Below are 13,073 nucleotides of genomic sequence, written 5' to 3'. Positions count from 1 at the left end.
TCCGACACCGCACGAAGAGAGCCCCCGGCCATGCCCCCTCAGGACATGACGACTGCTGCGTCTCCTTCCGGGGGCGCCGTCCCCGAACACCCGGGTCCCGACCGCCTGCTCGACGCCCTCCAGCACCAGGTGGCCGTCTTCGCCCGCCGTGCCGAGCAGACCCGCCTCGGCGGTGTCGGCCAGGTCCGCAATTCCATGGACCGGGCGGCGTATCTGCTGCTGAACCGGCTGGACCGGGAAGGCCCGATGGGCGTCAAGGCGCTGGCCGCGGGGATGGGGATCGACTCCTCGACCGTGACCCGGCAGGTCGCCCCGCTCGTCGACACCGGCCTGGTCAAGCGCACCTCGCACCCGGAGGACGGCCGGGCCGTCGTGCTCCAGCTGTCGCCGCGCGGCCAGGCCCGCCTGGACGAGGTCCGCGCCTCGCGGCGCGAGCTGATGTCCCAGGTCACCGAGGAGTGGAGCGCCGAGGAGCGCGACACCTTCTGCGCCCTGCTCACCCGCTTCAACACGGCGCTGGCCGCACGCCAGGCCGCCCATCTGAGCCCGCAGGACAGCTGAGGCCCAGGCCCGCGCCGGTCACCGTCGGCCGCCGGTTCGCGCACGCCCCTTGACCGGAGGGCCGTACGGGGTCTCCGATGAGGCATGCGAGTGCCGCACACGGACCGGCAGCGCCGCCGCGCCCAGGAGTTCGAGGACTTCGTCGCGGGCGCGGCGGGGCGTCTGCTGCACACGGCCACGCTCCTCACCGCCGAACCGGCCCACCCGCCCGGCGCCAACGCGCGGGCCGAAGGGCTGCTCCGCGCCGCGCTGGCCCGGACGTACGCCGACTGGGACCGGCTGTGCGGCGAGGACCCCTACGACCGCACCCGGCAGGACCTGGCCGTCCGCTTCGCCCGGGAGGCCCGGCGTCACCACCGTCCGCGCGGCGGCCTCCTGGAACGGCTGACTCCGCGGGAACGCCTCGTCCTCGTCCTGCGCCTGTACGAAGGGGTCGCGGAGGAACAGACCGCGTCACTGCTCGGGCTGCCGCCCGACCGGGTACGGGCGATCTGCAGCCGGGCGGTCACGGCGCTGCGCTCCGGCCCAGGGTCCCGGGCGGCCCGGCCCGCCGCACGGCGTCCGCAGGCCACGGCATGAGCCCGGGGAGCGGCCCGGACCGCAAGGTGGACCAGGTCCGCCGGATGCTGGGGGGGCCCGCATCCACGGGTCCCGGCCGACCTGGCGGTACGGGCGGCGCGGAAGGGGGACCGGCTGCTGCGGCGCCGGCGGGCGGTGCACCGGCTGGCGATGTGCCTGCTGGCCGTGGCGGTGATCGCGTTCGCGGTGTGGGCGGCGGTGGAGCAGCCGTGGGTTGTCCCGCCCGCCGAGACGACTCCACCCCTGGAGGGCTGGTGAACGGAACTATCCTGGAAGAGCCGGTCGACGCCCCATCCGAAGGAGGCCGACATGACCAGGAAGATCGCCGACTGCCGCAAGTACCCGAGCGTCTCGAACTGCTCCCTCACCATTTCCGGTGAGGAGGAGGAAGTCGTACGCGCCGCGTCCGAGCACGCCGTCTCGGTCCACGAACACACCGACAGCCCCGAACTGCGTGAGCAGGTCAGGGCCTCGTTGGAGGACGAGAAGGCCGCCGTCTGACATCCCGCGCGGTGCCCGCCCGGAACGGACGGGCACCGTCGTGCACAGGGACTGGTCCCGGCCGGCCGTCCGGATCAGCCGAGCGCCTGGGTCAGGTCGGCCAGCAGGTCGTCGCCGTTCTCGATGCCCACCGACAGGCGGACCAGGTCGGCCGGTACCTCCAGCGGGGAGCCCGCGGCGGAGGCGTGCGTCATCCGGCCCGGGTGCTCCAGGAGCGACTCGACGCCGCCCAGGGACTCACCGAGCGTGAAGAGCTTCGCCCGGTTGCAGACCTCCACGGCCGCTTCCTCGCCGCCGGCGACCCGGAACGACACCATGCCGCCGAACGCCTTCATCTGCTTGGCGGCCACCTCGTGCCCCGGGTGCTCCGGCAGGCCCGGGTAGAGGACCTGGGTCACCTTGGGGTGGCGGGTCAGCAGCTCGGTGACCTTCGTGGCGTTCTCGGTGTGCCGGTCCATGCGGACCGCGAGGGTCTTGATGCCACGCAGCACGAGCCAGGCGTCGAACGGACCGGCGACGGCCCCCATCGCGTTCTGGTGGTACGCCAGCTCGTCGGCCAGCTCCGCGTCGTTGACGACCAGCGCGCCGCCGACGACATCGGAGTGCCCGCCCATGTACTTGGTGGTGGAGTGCACCACGACGTCCGCGCCGAGCGCGAGCGGCTGCTGGAGGTAGGGGCTGGCGAACGTGTTGTCGACGACGAGGCGCGCCCCCGCCTGCTGGGCCACGCCCGCGACGGCCTCGATGTCGGTGATCCCGAGCAGCGGGTTGGACGGGGTCTCGACCCAGACCGCCTTGGTGCGCGGGGTGATCGCGGCCCGAACCGCCGCCACGTCCGAGGTGTCGGCGACCGAGAACTCCACGCCCCAGCGGGAGACGACCTTCGCGAACAGCCGGAACGTGCCGCCGTACGCGTCGTTCGGGATGACCACATGGTCGCCGGGGGTCAGCAGCGTACGGAGCAGGCAGTCCTCGGCGGCGAGGCCGGAGGCGAAGGCCAGACCGCGCCGTCCGTTCTCCAGGGCCGCGAGGTTCTCCTCCAGGGCGGTACGGGTGGGGTTGGCGCTGCGGCTGTACTCGTAGCCGCCCCGGAGTCCGCCCACGCCGTCCTGCTTGTACGTGGACACCTGGTAAATGGGCGGAACCACGGCGCCGGTGAGGGGATCGGCGGTGTTTCCCGCGTGAATCGCGAGGGTCTCAAAGCTGTGCTGGTCGCTCATGAGGCCCGAGCGTAGTTCGTCGAGAGGGCCCGCACGGGCCACTGCGCCGTCCGGGGACAATGGAGCCATGGAGATTCTGTGGTTCCTGCTCGCGCTGTGCATGTTCGCCGCCGTGATCGGTCCGATCATGCTGCGCCGTCGCGGCGGTATCCGCCAGGTCGCCCCCGGCTCCCCGGACGCGGCCGACCCGGACACGTACGGCTTTGTCCGCCAGGAGGATCTGGACGTCCGGATGCCGGGCCCCGACCAGGACCTGCTCGATGTCCTGGACGTCGTCCAGCGCACCCAGGACTGGCGGGCCGCCGCACAGTTGCTCGCCGGTACGCCGAAGGAGGGCGAGGTCCGCTGGCAGCGGGTGCAGGCGTTCGCGGGCGCGGCCTCGCTGGAGCTGGCGCGGCAGCCGGGCGTGGGCGGGGCATGGCTGCGCAACTGGCGTTCGGAATCGGCCAAGGACGCGGGCGGCGCCGCGGTGCACGCCGAGTTCCTGGTGCAGCAGGCGTGGCGGTCGTCCACCGCGGGCTCCGACGACTTCCGGATCATCCTGGAGGAGGCCCGCACGGTCTGCGGCGAGGCCGCGCTGCTGGCGCCCGGCGACCCCGTCCCGTACATCGTCGAACTGTCCGCGGCCCGTGGACTGGGCTACTCCCACGAGCAGTTCGACCAGCTCTGGGCGAAGATCATCGACCGGGCCCCGGCGCACATGGGAGCGCACATCGCCGCGCTGCACTTCTGGTGCGAGAAGTGGCACGGTTCGCGCGAGGAGGCCGAACGGTTCGCCACCGCGGCCGCCGCCCGCGCCCCGCAGGGATCGCTGCTCGCCGCGCTGCCGCTGTTCGCGGTGTACGAGCATCTGCCCGAGGTCAATCTGGTGCAGGGCTTCTACCGGGGTGCCGTGGTGACGAAGGCGGTCGAGGGGGCGCTGTTCGCGGTGCACGCGGCCCGTGCGGACGACCCGATGCTCGCCCATGTACGCCATCTCCTGGTGCTGTTCCTCGTCCGGATGGAACGCTGGTCCGAGGCGATGAACCAGATCGTCCACATCGACGGGCACGTGGGGGCACTGCCGTGGACGCAGGACCCGGACCCGGCGGCCGAGTACACGGTCTACCGGGCGCTCGCGGTCGCCGGTTACGAGGCGAACGGAGGCAGCCCCGCCACGCTGCCGAGCTGACCGGAATCCTGACCGCCGCGCCTTTGTTGTACGAAGCGACCCGCACCCGGCCCCCGGAGGAGCCCCCGTATGTTCCTGAACAGCCGTACCCCCGAGCTCCCCACCCGCGAGCAGGCCCTGCGCGGCCGTCCCACCCCCGGATTCACGGTGCCCTCCCGCCACACGGTCCTGGGCAATCCGCTGCTCGGCCCCTACCCCGAGGGTCTGGAGGTCGCGGACTTCGCCCTGGGCTGCTTCTGGGGTGCCGAGCGCAAGTTCTGGCAGACGGAGGGTGTCTGGACGACCCTCGTCGGCTACCAGGGCGGATACACCGAGAGCCCCACATACGAAGAGGCCTGCTCGGGCCTGACCGGCCACACGGAGGCCGTCCGGGTCGTCTTCGACCCGAAGACCGTCACGTACGCGGAGCTGCTCAAGCTGTTCTGGGAGTCCCACAACCCGACCCAGGGCTTCCGCCAGGGCAACGACGTGGGCACCCAGTACCGCTCGGCGATCTACACCCACTCCCCCGAGCAGGCGGCGGCGGTGACCGCGTCCCGCGAGGCGTACCAGCGGGTCCTGACCGGCTCCGGCTTCGGGACGATCACCACGGAGATCCTCCCGGCGGAGGGCCGGCCGTTCTGGCCTGCGGAGGCGTATCACCAGCAGTACTTGGACAAGAACCCGGCGGGCTACTGCGGGATCGGCGGGACCGGCGTTTCGTGCCCGATCGGGGTGGCTCCGGCGTCGTCGGGTGAGTGACCGCGCATCGGGGTGAGCGCGTGCGGGAAAGCGGCGGCGGCAGGTCTTCGGGCCCGGTGCCGCCGCTTTCGTGTTCCGGGCCGATCTGCCGGTGGCGAATCTGCTGCCGGCCGAGAAATGCCCGGTCGCGGCGCGGGCGGGTCAAAGGTGGAGGGAACGCGGCGGCCACTGCCGCACCACCCCACCGGGAGGACCGATGTCGCCACACCCCGCCCCGTATCCGCGCGCCGCGTCGGAGGACACGCCCTCGACGCGGTTCGACGACCATCTCGCCGCGCAGCTCCTGACCCAGCGGATCGTCTTCCTCGGCACGCAGGTGGACGAGGTCTCCGCGAACCGGGTCTGCGCGCAGTTGCTCCTGCTGTCGGCGGAGGACCCGCGGACCGACATCAGCCTCTGCATCAACAGCCCCGGCGGCTCGGTGTCCGCCGGGCTCGCGATCTACGACACGATGCGGCTGATACCCAACGACGTCTCCACCCTCGCCATGGGGTTCGCCGCGAGCATGGGGCAGTTCCTGCTCACCGTCGGGACGGCCGGGAAGCGTTTCGCGCTGCCCAACGCGCGGATCATGATGCACCAGCCGTCCGCCGGGATCGGCGGCACCGCGGCCGACATCGCGATCCAGGCGGAGAACCTGGAGTTCACCAAGCAGGCCGTCGAGCGGATCACCGCGGAGCACACCGGTCAGAGCGCGGAGACGATCTCCCGCGACGGTGACCGCGACCGGTGGTTCACGGCCGAGCAGGCAAAGGCGTACGGCATGGTCGACCGGGTCGTCGACACGCTGGACGACGTACGGCCGGCGGGTCCGCGGCGACGGGTGGGACTCTGACATGGGCCAGTACACGATTCCGAACGTCGTCGAGCGCACCCCGCAGGGCGAGCGGTCCTACGACGTCTTCAGCCGGCTCCTGTCGGAGCGGATCATCTTCCTCGGTACGGAGATCGACGACGGGGTCGCCAACGTCGTCATCGCGCAGCTCCTCCATCTGGAGTCGTCGAGCCCGGACACGGAGATCGCGATCTACATCAACTCCCCCGGCGGCTCGTTCACTTCGCTGATGGCGATCTACGACACCATGAGCTTCATCGCCTCGCCCATCTCGACGTTCTGCGTGGGGCAGGCCGCCTCGACGGCGGCGGTGCTGCTGGCCGGGGGCGATCCCGGGCGGCGGTTCGTGCTCGAACACGCCCGTGTGCTCCTGGGACAGCCGGCGAGCGGCGGGCAGCAGGGGACCGTATCGGATCTGCGCGTGCACGCCAAGGAGATGCTCCGGATCCGCTCCGAGGTCGAGGAGGTGCTGTCCCGGCACACGGACCACGATCCGGCGACGCTCCGCGCGGACATGGACCGGGACAAGATCTTCACCCCGCACGAGGCGGTGGCCTACGGGCTCGCGGATGAGGTGCTCAGCCGGAGGATCCCGCTCAGCGGCTGAGGACCGCCGGGGGGAGCGGAGGGGGTGCGGGGCGGGAGCGGAGGGGGTGCGCGGCGGGGAAGCGGCGGGGGCGCGAGGCAGGGAAGCGGCGGGGCGGTACTGGGGTTCGCCCCGCCGCCGTACGCCTCCGCGCTCAGGCCGCCAGGCGCACCTCGCCCATCGGGGCCCGGGACGGGGCGGCGACCCGGACGGGGCGGGTGGTCAGGGGGCGCACCGAGGTCAGCCGGATCAGCTCGCCCCGGGCCAGGCCGAGGACATCGGCGAGGCCGAGGCCGAGCGCATGGGCGGCTGCCGCGAGGACTTCCGACGAAGCCTCCTTGCGGCCGCGTTCCACCTCGGAGAGATAGGGCATCGAAATCCGTGCGGCGTCGGCGACGTCCTTGAGCGTGCGCTCCTGGGCCAGGCGCTCGCGGCGCAGGACCTCCCCGACGATGTCGCGCCACAGCGGCTCTCTGGGCGCGGGCGCGGCGGGCGCGGCGGTGGCCGGAGGTGTCGCGGGGACCGGGCGCAGGGGGATGACGCGGGCTTGGTTCGTCGCTTGGGTGCTCACCGCTCCAGAGTAGGAGTGCCCCGCCCGGCCCGCACCGCACGGGCGTTGCGCGCCGGGCGGATCTGCTGTCGGCGAAGTCCCGTGACACGCGGCCGCCTCGCGGGAAGGGCATCGGGGCCCGCCCGCGAGGCGCGTACGCAGGGGATCAGATGAGGCCCTGCGCGAGCATGGCCTCCGCGACCAGTTCGAAGCCCGCGATGTTGGCGCCCACCACGTAGTTGCCGGGGCTGCCGTAGCGCTCGGCCGTCGTGTAGCAGGAGTCGTGGATGTGACGCATGATCTCCGCGAGCCGCTCCTCGGTGTGCGAGAAGGACCAGGAGTCACGGGACGCGTTCTGCTGCATCTCCAGCGCGCTGGTGGCCACCCCGCCCGCGTTGGCCGCCTTTCCGGGGGCGAACGCGACGCCCGCCTCCTGGAGGACCCGGACGGCGTCCGGGGTGGTGGGCATGTTGGCGCCCTCGGCGACGGCCTTCACCCCGTTGCGTACGAGGGTGAGGGCGTCGGCCTCGTGGAGTTCGTTCTGGGTGGCGCAGGGCAGGGCGACATCGACGGGCACGGACCAGACACCCGTACCGGGCACGAACCGCGCGTGCTCGCCGCGGCGTTCGGCGTACTCGGAGACCCGGCCGCGGCCCGCCTCCTTGATCTCCTTGAGGAGGGCGAGGTCGATGCCCTTCTCGTCGACGACATAGCCGTCGGAGTCGGAGCAGGTCACAACGGTCGCACCGAGCTGCTGGGCCTTCTCGATGGCGTAGATGGCCACGTTGCCGGAACCCGAGACGGCGATGCGCTGGCCGTCGAGGGAGTCTCCCCGGCTGCGCAGCATCTCGGCGGTGAACAGGACGCAGCCGTATCCGGTGGCTTCCGTACGGGCCTGGGCGCCTCCCCAGCCGAGGCCCTTTCCGGTGAGCACACCGGACTCGTAGCGGTTGGTGATCCGCTTGTACTGGCCGAAGAGGTAGCCGATCTCCCGGCCGCCCACACCTATGTCACCGGCGGGGACGTCGGTGTACTCGCCCAGGTGGCGGTGGAGTTCGGTCATGAAGGACTGGCAGAACCGCATGATCTCCGCGTCGGAGCGGCCCTTGGGGTCGAAGTCCGCGCCGCCCTTGCCGCCGCCGATGGGCATGCCGGTGAGGGCGTTCTTGAAGATCTGCTCGAAGCCGAGGAACTTCACGATCCCGAGGTTGACCGAGGGGTGGAAGCGCAGCCCGCCCTTGTACGGTCCCAGGGAGCTGGAGAACTCGACCCGGAAGCCGCGGTTCACGTGGATGTCGCCGGAGTCGTCCGCCCACGGCACCCGGAAGATCAGCTGGCGCTCCGGCTCGCAGACCCGCTCGATGATGCGGGCGTCGACGAACTCCGGCCGCCGTGCCAGCACCGGACCGAGGGTTTCGAGAACTTCGCGTACCGCCTGGTGGAATTCGTTCTCGCCCTGGTTGCGCCGCAGGATCTCGGCGTAGAGCGGTTCGATGACGCTGTGCTCCCCGTCGCGGGGGAATGACGGGGCGGGGCTGGCCGGCATCTGATCAAGACCTTCCATGGGGGTCGGCGACAGGCACGTCGACGCCCCCGTCCCGAGGGGTGACGCACGGACCGTTGTACGACGCAATTGTCCCAGAGCTGGCCGATGATCTTCGAAGGCATCCACATATTGGCCTCCATCGACCGGTTTGGCCGCCACGGGGGGCTCTTCGCATGTACCCGGTCCGCAGTCTCCGTAGTCACCGGGGCCATGGCCCAGTCTCCGTAGTCACGGGGGCCATGGCCCCGGGCTGTCGCCGCCGCGTTCGCGTCCCCCCGCCCTTAGCCCGCACCGGTCAGGATTCGCGCGGTCCGCGCAGCATCCAGAGCCCGATACCGGAACCGATCACCACGATGCCCGCGACGGAGCTCATCACGATCTGGAGGGCGCCCCCCTCCACGACGAAGTTGCTGAGCACGTTCGCGACCAGCGCGACGCACAGGACGAGCCAGAGCAGAGCCTTCATGATGTCCTCCGTGGTTCGGGTGATGCGTCAAGTCTCCCGATCGGTGGCCGCCGCGACGAGGGAGCCGTCCCCCCAGGTGGGGGTGTAGCCACCTGTACCCGGCGGCGCGCGAAGAGGTCCCGAGCCACCGTTCGAGCCCTTTCGGACACCCGTTCCCGTGCTGCGGCAAGGGGCCGCCGGCCCCGTTAAGGTCTGGGCGATGGGGATCACCGAGGGCGTCCGCACACACCCGCCCGGCCCGCTCGCCGACGCCGCGGACGACGGGCGCGGCGCGCTCCTGCGGGTGCCTCTCCTCGCCACGCTGGCCGTGGTGCCGCTGTACGCGGTGTGGGCGGCCGTCCTGGCCACCGGCGGCGGGGACCTGGCCGCGCAGTTCGCCTGGGCCGAATTCGTGGCGCGGCATCCCTGGTCCGCGTACAACCTCTCCTGGTACGGCGGCACGCACACCGCCAACTACAGCGTGCTGGCGCCGCCGTTGATGGGACTGTTCGGGGTGCGGGCGGTCTCCGTCGCCGCCGGGCTGCTCGGATCGTGGGCGCTGGGGCGGCTGTGTGTGCGCAGCGGGGTGCCGTGGCCACTGGCCCCCGCGGTGCTGGGGTCGCTGCTGCTCTGGTGCAATGCCGCCTCCGGGCGGACGACGTTCGCGCTGGGGCTGGCGTTCGGGCTGGTCGCGCTGCTGTACGTGCGGAACCGTCCGGCGCTCGCGGCGGGCTGCGGGCTGCTGGCGACGGCCGCCAGTCCGGTGGCGGGGCTGTTCCTGGTGGTGGTGGGTGCGGCCCATGGGCTCGACCGGCAGTGGCACCGGGCCCTGGCGCTGGTCCTGCCGCCCTTCGCCGTGGTGGCCGTGACCACCGCGCTCTTCCCGTTCACGGGCGAACAGCCGATGCCCGCGGGGAAGTTGTGGATGCCGCTCGCCGCCTGTGCGGCCGTGTGGCCGGCGGCGCCGCGCGACGGCGGCTGGCGGGTGGTGCGGTTCGCGAGCGCCGTGTACGCGCTCGGGGTGGTCCTGACCTTTCTGGTGCCCTCGCCCATCGGGACGAACGTGGAGCGGCTGGTGGGGGTCGCCGGTCCGCCCGTGCTGCTGGCCGCCCTGCTGACGCGCGTCCGCCGCGAACGCGGTACGGGACGCGCAGGCGATACGGGACGCGAAAGCGGTACGGGACGCGAACGCGATACGGGACGCGAACGCGGTACGGGACGCGGGACGCGCACCGCGCGGCGGGGGCGGGTGCTGGTACTGGCGGCACTGCTCGCCGTCAACACCGGCTGGGTGGTGGACAAGACCGACGACGATCTGGAGGTCTCCAACGCCGTGCCCTCCTGGGCCGCGCGCACCGAAGGCGTGGTCGCCGCACTGCACCGGCTCGGCGCGGACCGCACCCGGGTCGAGGCCGTCCCGGCCCGCAACCACCGGGAGGCCGCCGTACTCGCCCCCCACGTCAGCCTGGCCCGTGGCTGGAACCGCCAACTGGACGTGGAACGCGGGCGGCTGTTCTACGACGGCACCCTGAACCCCCTCACGTACCGCGGCTGGCTCGACCGCTGGGGCGTCGGGCTGGTGGTCCTGCACAGCGGGCGCCCGGACGGTCCGGCGGAGGCGGAGGCGGAGATCGTACGGCGCGGCACAAACTGGCTGGAACCGGTCTGGCAGGACGCGGACTGGCGGATCTACCGGGTCCGGAACGCGGTGCCGTTGGTGTCCGCGCCCGGTGCCGCGGTGCGCGGGGACGCGGCTTCGCTGGTGGTACGGATGCCGGCGGCCGGTTCGGTACGGGTACGGATCGCGTACTCCCCGTGGCTGCGGGCGGACGGCGGCGGGTGTGTGCGCCGGGACGGCGCATGGTCGCGGCTCACGGTGGACCGGGGCGGTGACTACCGGCTGGACGGGCGGTACAGGCTGCCGGGTACGGGCACGAACGCGGGTACGGGCACGGGCTGCGGGTAGCGGGGACCGCCCCGGGACCCCTTGCCCCGGAGGCAAGGAAGTGGGGGCACCGGCCCGCGCTGTGCGATGTTGATCCGATGTGCGAGGACTTACCCGCCAGGAACCGGCGCGCAACAGCCGACAATCAGCCATGATGCCGTCATGACGACGCCATGGGAGCACCGGAACGGCCAACGCCCTTACGGACCAAGGCCGTTGGAAGTACGCAAGGCGACGGCGCGCCCCGCGCGCCGGAACCCCGCGCCGCCCAGCGGCGCGCCCCGCAGTCCCCTCTCCCCGCACCGGACGACGTCCCCGCGGCCGCCCGGACCGCTGAGACCTCCGCCCCGTCTGCCCTCGGCGGCCGGGGACATGCGGCGGTATCTCGCGGTCGGGCTCGACTCCTACCTCTGCCTGCTGGCCGTCGGGCTGCTGGTCCGCCCCTATCTGGACGCGACCGGCGCCGGCCGTGCGGCCGCGCTGCTGGTCGTCCAGGCGCTGGCCCTGTCCTTCGCCAACCAGGTGCTGCTGACCGCCGCCGTCCGGGCGAGCGCGGGAAAGCTGATCATGGGGGTCCGGGTGATCGGACTGCCCGACGCGGGCCGGCCCGCCTTCCGGCAGCTGGTGCGGCGCTGGCTGTACGGCCTGTTCTGGCTGCCGTTCCAGCCCTGGCGCGGGCTGCGCGCACAGGCCGGGCGGACCCCCGACCGCCCAGGAGCGGCCGGAACGGGCGCGACGCCGGGTGTGCTGTGCCCCATCGCGGACGCTGGGCCGCAGCACGAGGACCTGGTGGGGCTCCGCCAGATCAGACACCGGGACCTGCTCTGCTACCGGGCCGCCGTGGCGGCCCGGACGGAGTGAGCGCGGCGGGACACGCACGGCCGGGTACGGCGTACGACGGAGGCGGCACACGCACGCCCGGGTACGCCGAAGGCGGCGGCACCGGGGATCCGAGGGGATCCGGGTGCCGCCGCCTTCGTACGGGGTTCGGTACGGGGATACGTACCGGGAAGGGCGGAGAAGCGGGGCGGGGTCAGCCGGCGGCGGGCGCCGTCCACTCGGCCCAGCTCATGTTCCAGCCGTTGAGGCCGTTGTCCGGGGTGATGGTCTTGTCCGGGGAGTTCTTGACGATGACCACGTCGCCGACGAGCGAGTTGTTGTAGAACCAGGCACCGGGCTGGCCGGGGTCGCCCGCGCCCTTCACATCGGCGAGGCCCACACAGCCGTGGCTGGTGTTCGCCGAACCGAAGATGCCCTTGCCCCAGTAGTTGCCGTGGATGAAGGTGCCCGAGGTGGACAGCCGCATGGCGTGCGGCACGTCCTTGATGTCGTACTCGCCCTTGCCGTCGTCGTCGGTGAAGCCGACGGTCGCACCGTTCATCCGGGTCTCCTTGTACTTCTCGGAGATCACCATCTGACCGTTGTACGTGGGGTTGTCGGGCGAACCGGCGGAGATCGGGATGGTCTTGACCGTCTTGCCGTCCCGGGTGACCGTCATGGTCTTCGTCCGGGCGTCCACGGTGGAGACCTGGTTGCGGCCGACCTTGAAGGTGACCGTCTTCTGCTGGACACCGAAGACGCCGTCCGCGCCCTCGACACCGTCCAGCGCCAGCTTCAGCGTGACGGTGGAGCCGCCCTGCCAGTAGTCCTCGGGGCGCAGGTCCAGGCGCTGCGAGTTGAACCAGTGACCGGCGACCTCCTGGCCGCTGCTCGACGTCACGGTGATGCCGTCCTGGACGGCCTTCTTGTCCGTGATCGGCTTGTTGAAGTTGATCGAGACCGGCATGCCGACGCCGACGGTGGAGCCGTCCTCCGGGGTGAAGTTCCCGATGAAGCTGTTGGCGGGCGACACGGTGGTGAAGGAGCTGTTCTCGTGCGCCTCGCGGCCCTTCGAGTCCTTCGCCGTCGCGTTGATCTTGTACGTGGTGGAGCGCTCCAGCTGACCGGCCGGCTGCCAGCTCAGGCCGTCCGCCGCCAGGGTGCCCTCGACCGCCTCGCCGGCCGCCGTGGTCATGACGACCTCGGTCAGCTTGCCCTTGGTGACGGTGACCTTGGCATCGTTGTTGATGCTGGCGTTGGTGGCGCCGTTCTTCGGCTTGATCGCTATCTGCGCCTCGGAAGCGTCCTCGGCGGCCGCCTTGTCCACCTCCTGCGCCTGCGATGTCTTCGAGCCGTCGGCGTTCGCTCCGCCCTTGTCCCCGTCGTCGCTACAGGCCGAAAGCACCAGCACGCCGCCGAGCAGTGCGGACACGGCCACGAGGCCCCTGCGCCGCTTGCTGTCCGTCATCACACGCTTCTCCATCGTTGCCGATTCCCCAAAAATCCCCGAACGGGGCCGCCGGACGGCGAATACCCGTCAATGTTCCAAGAACACCCGGAACGGGCGCTCGGTT

General features: G+C 71.9%; 15 protein-coding genes. 10 read left to right on the top strand and 5 right to left on the bottom strand.

The window, feature by feature from the left end:
* The first annotated feature begins 30 nt into the window (after nucleotides 1-30).
* From OHA98_RS06470 to OHA98_RS06455, 4 genes are all read left to right on the top strand, one after another.
* On the top strand, nucleotides 31-561 hold the full coding sequence (locus OHA98_RS06470; RefSeq protein ID WP_266923236.1) for a MarR family winged helix-turn-helix transcriptional regulator: 531 nt from the start codon (nucleotides 31-33) through the stop codon (nucleotides 559-561).
* A gap of 84 nt (nucleotides 562-645) precedes the next feature.
* Nucleotides 646-1,140, top strand: a complete 495-nt coding sequence (locus tag OHA98_RS06465) for a sigma factor-like helix-turn-helix DNA-binding protein (protein WP_266923234.1) — start codon at nucleotides 646-648, stop codon at nucleotides 1,138-1,140.
* Nucleotides 1,141-1,275: 135 nt separating this feature from the next.
* Nucleotides 1,276-1,398, top strand: a complete 123-nt coding sequence (locus OHA98_RS42620; protein WP_323179521.1) for a hypothetical protein — start codon at nucleotides 1,276-1,278, stop codon at nucleotides 1,396-1,398.
* Between the two features lie 51 nt (nucleotides 1,399-1,449).
* Nucleotides 1,450-1,641, top strand: a complete 192-nt coding sequence (locus tag OHA98_RS06455; protein ID WP_266923232.1) for a DUF1059 domain-containing protein — start codon at nucleotides 1,450-1,452, stop codon at nucleotides 1,639-1,641.
* A gap of 74 nt (nucleotides 1,642-1,715) precedes the next feature.
* Here OHA98_RS06455 and OHA98_RS06450 read toward each other — a convergent pair whose 3' ends face one another.
* A complete protein-coding gene (locus OHA98_RS06450) occupies nucleotides 1,716-2,861 on the bottom strand; it encodes a cystathionine gamma-synthase (protein WP_266923230.1) in 1,146 nt (381 codons plus the stop codon).
* Nucleotides 2,862-2,928: 67 nt separating this feature from the next.
* On the opposite strand from OHA98_RS06450, the gene OHA98_RS06445 reads away from it, so the two are divergent.
* From OHA98_RS06445 to OHA98_RS06430, 4 genes are all read left to right on the top strand, one after another.
* Nucleotides 2,929-4,032, top strand: coding sequence for a hypothetical protein (locus OHA98_RS06445; RefSeq protein ID WP_266923228.1), 1,104 nt, complete (start codon nucleotides 2,929-2,931; stop codon nucleotides 4,030-4,032).
* Nucleotides 4,033-4,101: 69 nt separating this feature from the next.
* Entirely contained in the window at nucleotides 4,102-4,773 is a 672-nt protein-coding gene (gene msrA / locus OHA98_RS06440; protein WP_266923226.1) for a peptide-methionine (S)-S-oxide reductase MsrA, read from the top strand.
* A gap of 196 nt (nucleotides 4,774-4,969) precedes the next feature.
* Nucleotides 4,970-5,608, top strand: a complete 639-nt coding sequence (locus tag OHA98_RS06435) for an ATP-dependent Clp protease proteolytic subunit (RefSeq protein WP_266923224.1) — start codon at nucleotides 4,970-4,972, stop codon at nucleotides 5,606-5,608.
* Between the two features lies 1 nt (nucleotide 5,609).
* The gene (locus OHA98_RS06430) at nucleotides 5,610-6,215 is read left to right on the top strand and encodes a ClpP family protease (protein WP_266923222.1); all 606 of its coding nucleotides are present in this window, start codon (nucleotides 5,610-5,612) and stop codon (nucleotides 6,213-6,215) included.
* 133 nt (nucleotides 6,216-6,348) lie between these two features.
* Here OHA98_RS06430 and OHA98_RS06425 read toward each other — a convergent pair whose 3' ends face one another.
* The 3 genes from OHA98_RS06425 to OHA98_RS06415 all read right to left on the bottom strand — a co-directional run bounded on the left by OHA98_RS06425 (nucleotide 6,349) and on the right by OHA98_RS06415 (nucleotide 8,756).
* Entirely contained in the window at nucleotides 6,349-6,765 is a 417-nt protein-coding gene (locus OHA98_RS06425; RefSeq protein WP_323179520.1) for a helix-turn-helix transcriptional regulator, read from the bottom strand.
* Nucleotides 6,766-6,910: 145 nt separating this feature from the next.
* Entirely contained in the window at nucleotides 6,911-8,290 is a 1,380-nt protein-coding gene (gene gdhA, locus OHA98_RS06420) for an NADP-specific glutamate dehydrogenase (RefSeq protein WP_266923220.1), read from the bottom strand.
* A 295-nt stretch (nucleotides 8,291-8,585) separates the two neighbouring features.
* Nucleotides 8,586-8,756 (bottom strand): hypothetical protein, encoded by a 171-nt coding sequence (locus OHA98_RS06415; RefSeq protein WP_266923218.1) that lies wholly within the window; start codon nucleotides 8,754-8,756, stop codon nucleotides 8,586-8,588.
* Between the two features lie 283 nt (nucleotides 8,757-9,039).
* On the opposite strand from OHA98_RS06415, the gene OHA98_RS06410 reads away from it, so the two are divergent.
* A complete protein-coding gene (locus tag OHA98_RS06410) occupies nucleotides 9,040-10,701 on the top strand; it encodes a hypothetical protein (RefSeq protein ID WP_266927756.1) in 1,662 nt (553 codons plus the stop codon).
* Nucleotides 10,702-11,052: 351 nt separating this feature from the next.
* A complete protein-coding gene (locus OHA98_RS06405; RefSeq protein ID WP_266923216.1) occupies nucleotides 11,053-11,541 on the top strand; it encodes an RDD family protein in 489 nt (162 codons plus the stop codon).
* 172 nt (nucleotides 11,542-11,713) lie between these two features.
* Here OHA98_RS06405 and OHA98_RS06400 read toward each other — a convergent pair whose 3' ends face one another.
* Nucleotides 11,714-12,982: an Ig-like domain-containing protein gene (locus OHA98_RS06400; RefSeq protein WP_266923214.1), complete on the bottom strand. Its 1,269-nt coding sequence runs from the start codon at nucleotides 12,980-12,982 to the stop codon at nucleotides 11,714-11,716.
* Nucleotides 12,983-13,073 lie beyond the last annotated feature (91 nt).

Origin of the sequence: Streptomyces sp. NBC_00654 (assembly GCF_026341775.1) — a bacterium.
Classification (GTDB): Bacteria; Actinomycetota; Actinomycetes; order Streptomycetales; family Streptomycetaceae; genus Streptomyces.
This window is presented reverse-complemented; position numbering and strand designations above follow the sequence as displayed.

What these genes read in the sequence shown, in the direction of transcription:
- OHA98_RS06470 (WP_266923236.1), top strand. Translation starts at nt 31, where the DNA reads ATGCCCCCTCAGGACATGACGACTGCTGCGTCTCCTTCCGGGGGCGCC.
- OHA98_RS06465 (WP_266923234.1), top strand. Translation starts at nt 646, where the DNA reads ATGCGAGTGCCGCACACGGACCGGCAGCGCCGCCGCGCCCAGGAGTTC.
- OHA98_RS06455 (WP_266923232.1), top strand. Translation starts at nt 1,450, where the DNA reads ATGACCAGGAAGATCGCCGACTGCCGCAAGTACCCGAGCGTCTCGAAC.
- OHA98_RS06450 (WP_266923230.1), bottom strand. Translation starts at nt 2,861, where the DNA reads ATGAGCGACCAGCACAGCTTTGAGACCCTCGCGATTCACGCGGGAAAC.
- OHA98_RS06445 (WP_266923228.1), top strand. Translation starts at nt 2,929, where the DNA reads ATGGAGATTCTGTGGTTCCTGCTCGCGCTGTGCATGTTCGCCGCCGTG.
- msrA (WP_266923226.1), top strand. Translation starts at nt 4,102, where the DNA reads ATGTTCCTGAACAGCCGTACCCCCGAGCTCCCCACCCGCGAGCAGGCC.
- OHA98_RS06435 (WP_266923224.1), top strand. Translation starts at nt 4,970, where the DNA reads ATGTCGCCACACCCCGCCCCGTATCCGCGCGCCGCGTCGGAGGACACG.
- OHA98_RS06430 (WP_266923222.1), top strand. Translation starts at nt 5,610, where the DNA reads ATGGGCCAGTACACGATTCCGAACGTCGTCGAGCGCACCCCGCAGGGC.
- gdhA (WP_266923220.1), bottom strand. Translation starts at nt 8,290, where the DNA reads ATGCCGGCCAGCCCCGCCCCGTCATTCCCCCGCGACGGGGAGCACAGC.
- OHA98_RS06415 (WP_266923218.1), bottom strand. Translation starts at nt 8,756, where the DNA reads ATGAAGGCTCTGCTCTGGCTCGTCCTGTGCGTCGCGCTGGTCGCGAAC.
- OHA98_RS06405 (WP_266923216.1), top strand. Translation starts at nt 11,053, where the DNA reads ATGCGGCGGTATCTCGCGGTCGGGCTCGACTCCTACCTCTGCCTGCTG.
- OHA98_RS06400 (WP_266923214.1), bottom strand. Translation starts at nt 12,982, where the DNA reads ATGGAGAAGCGTGTGATGACGGACAGCAAGCGGCGCAGGGGCCTCGTG.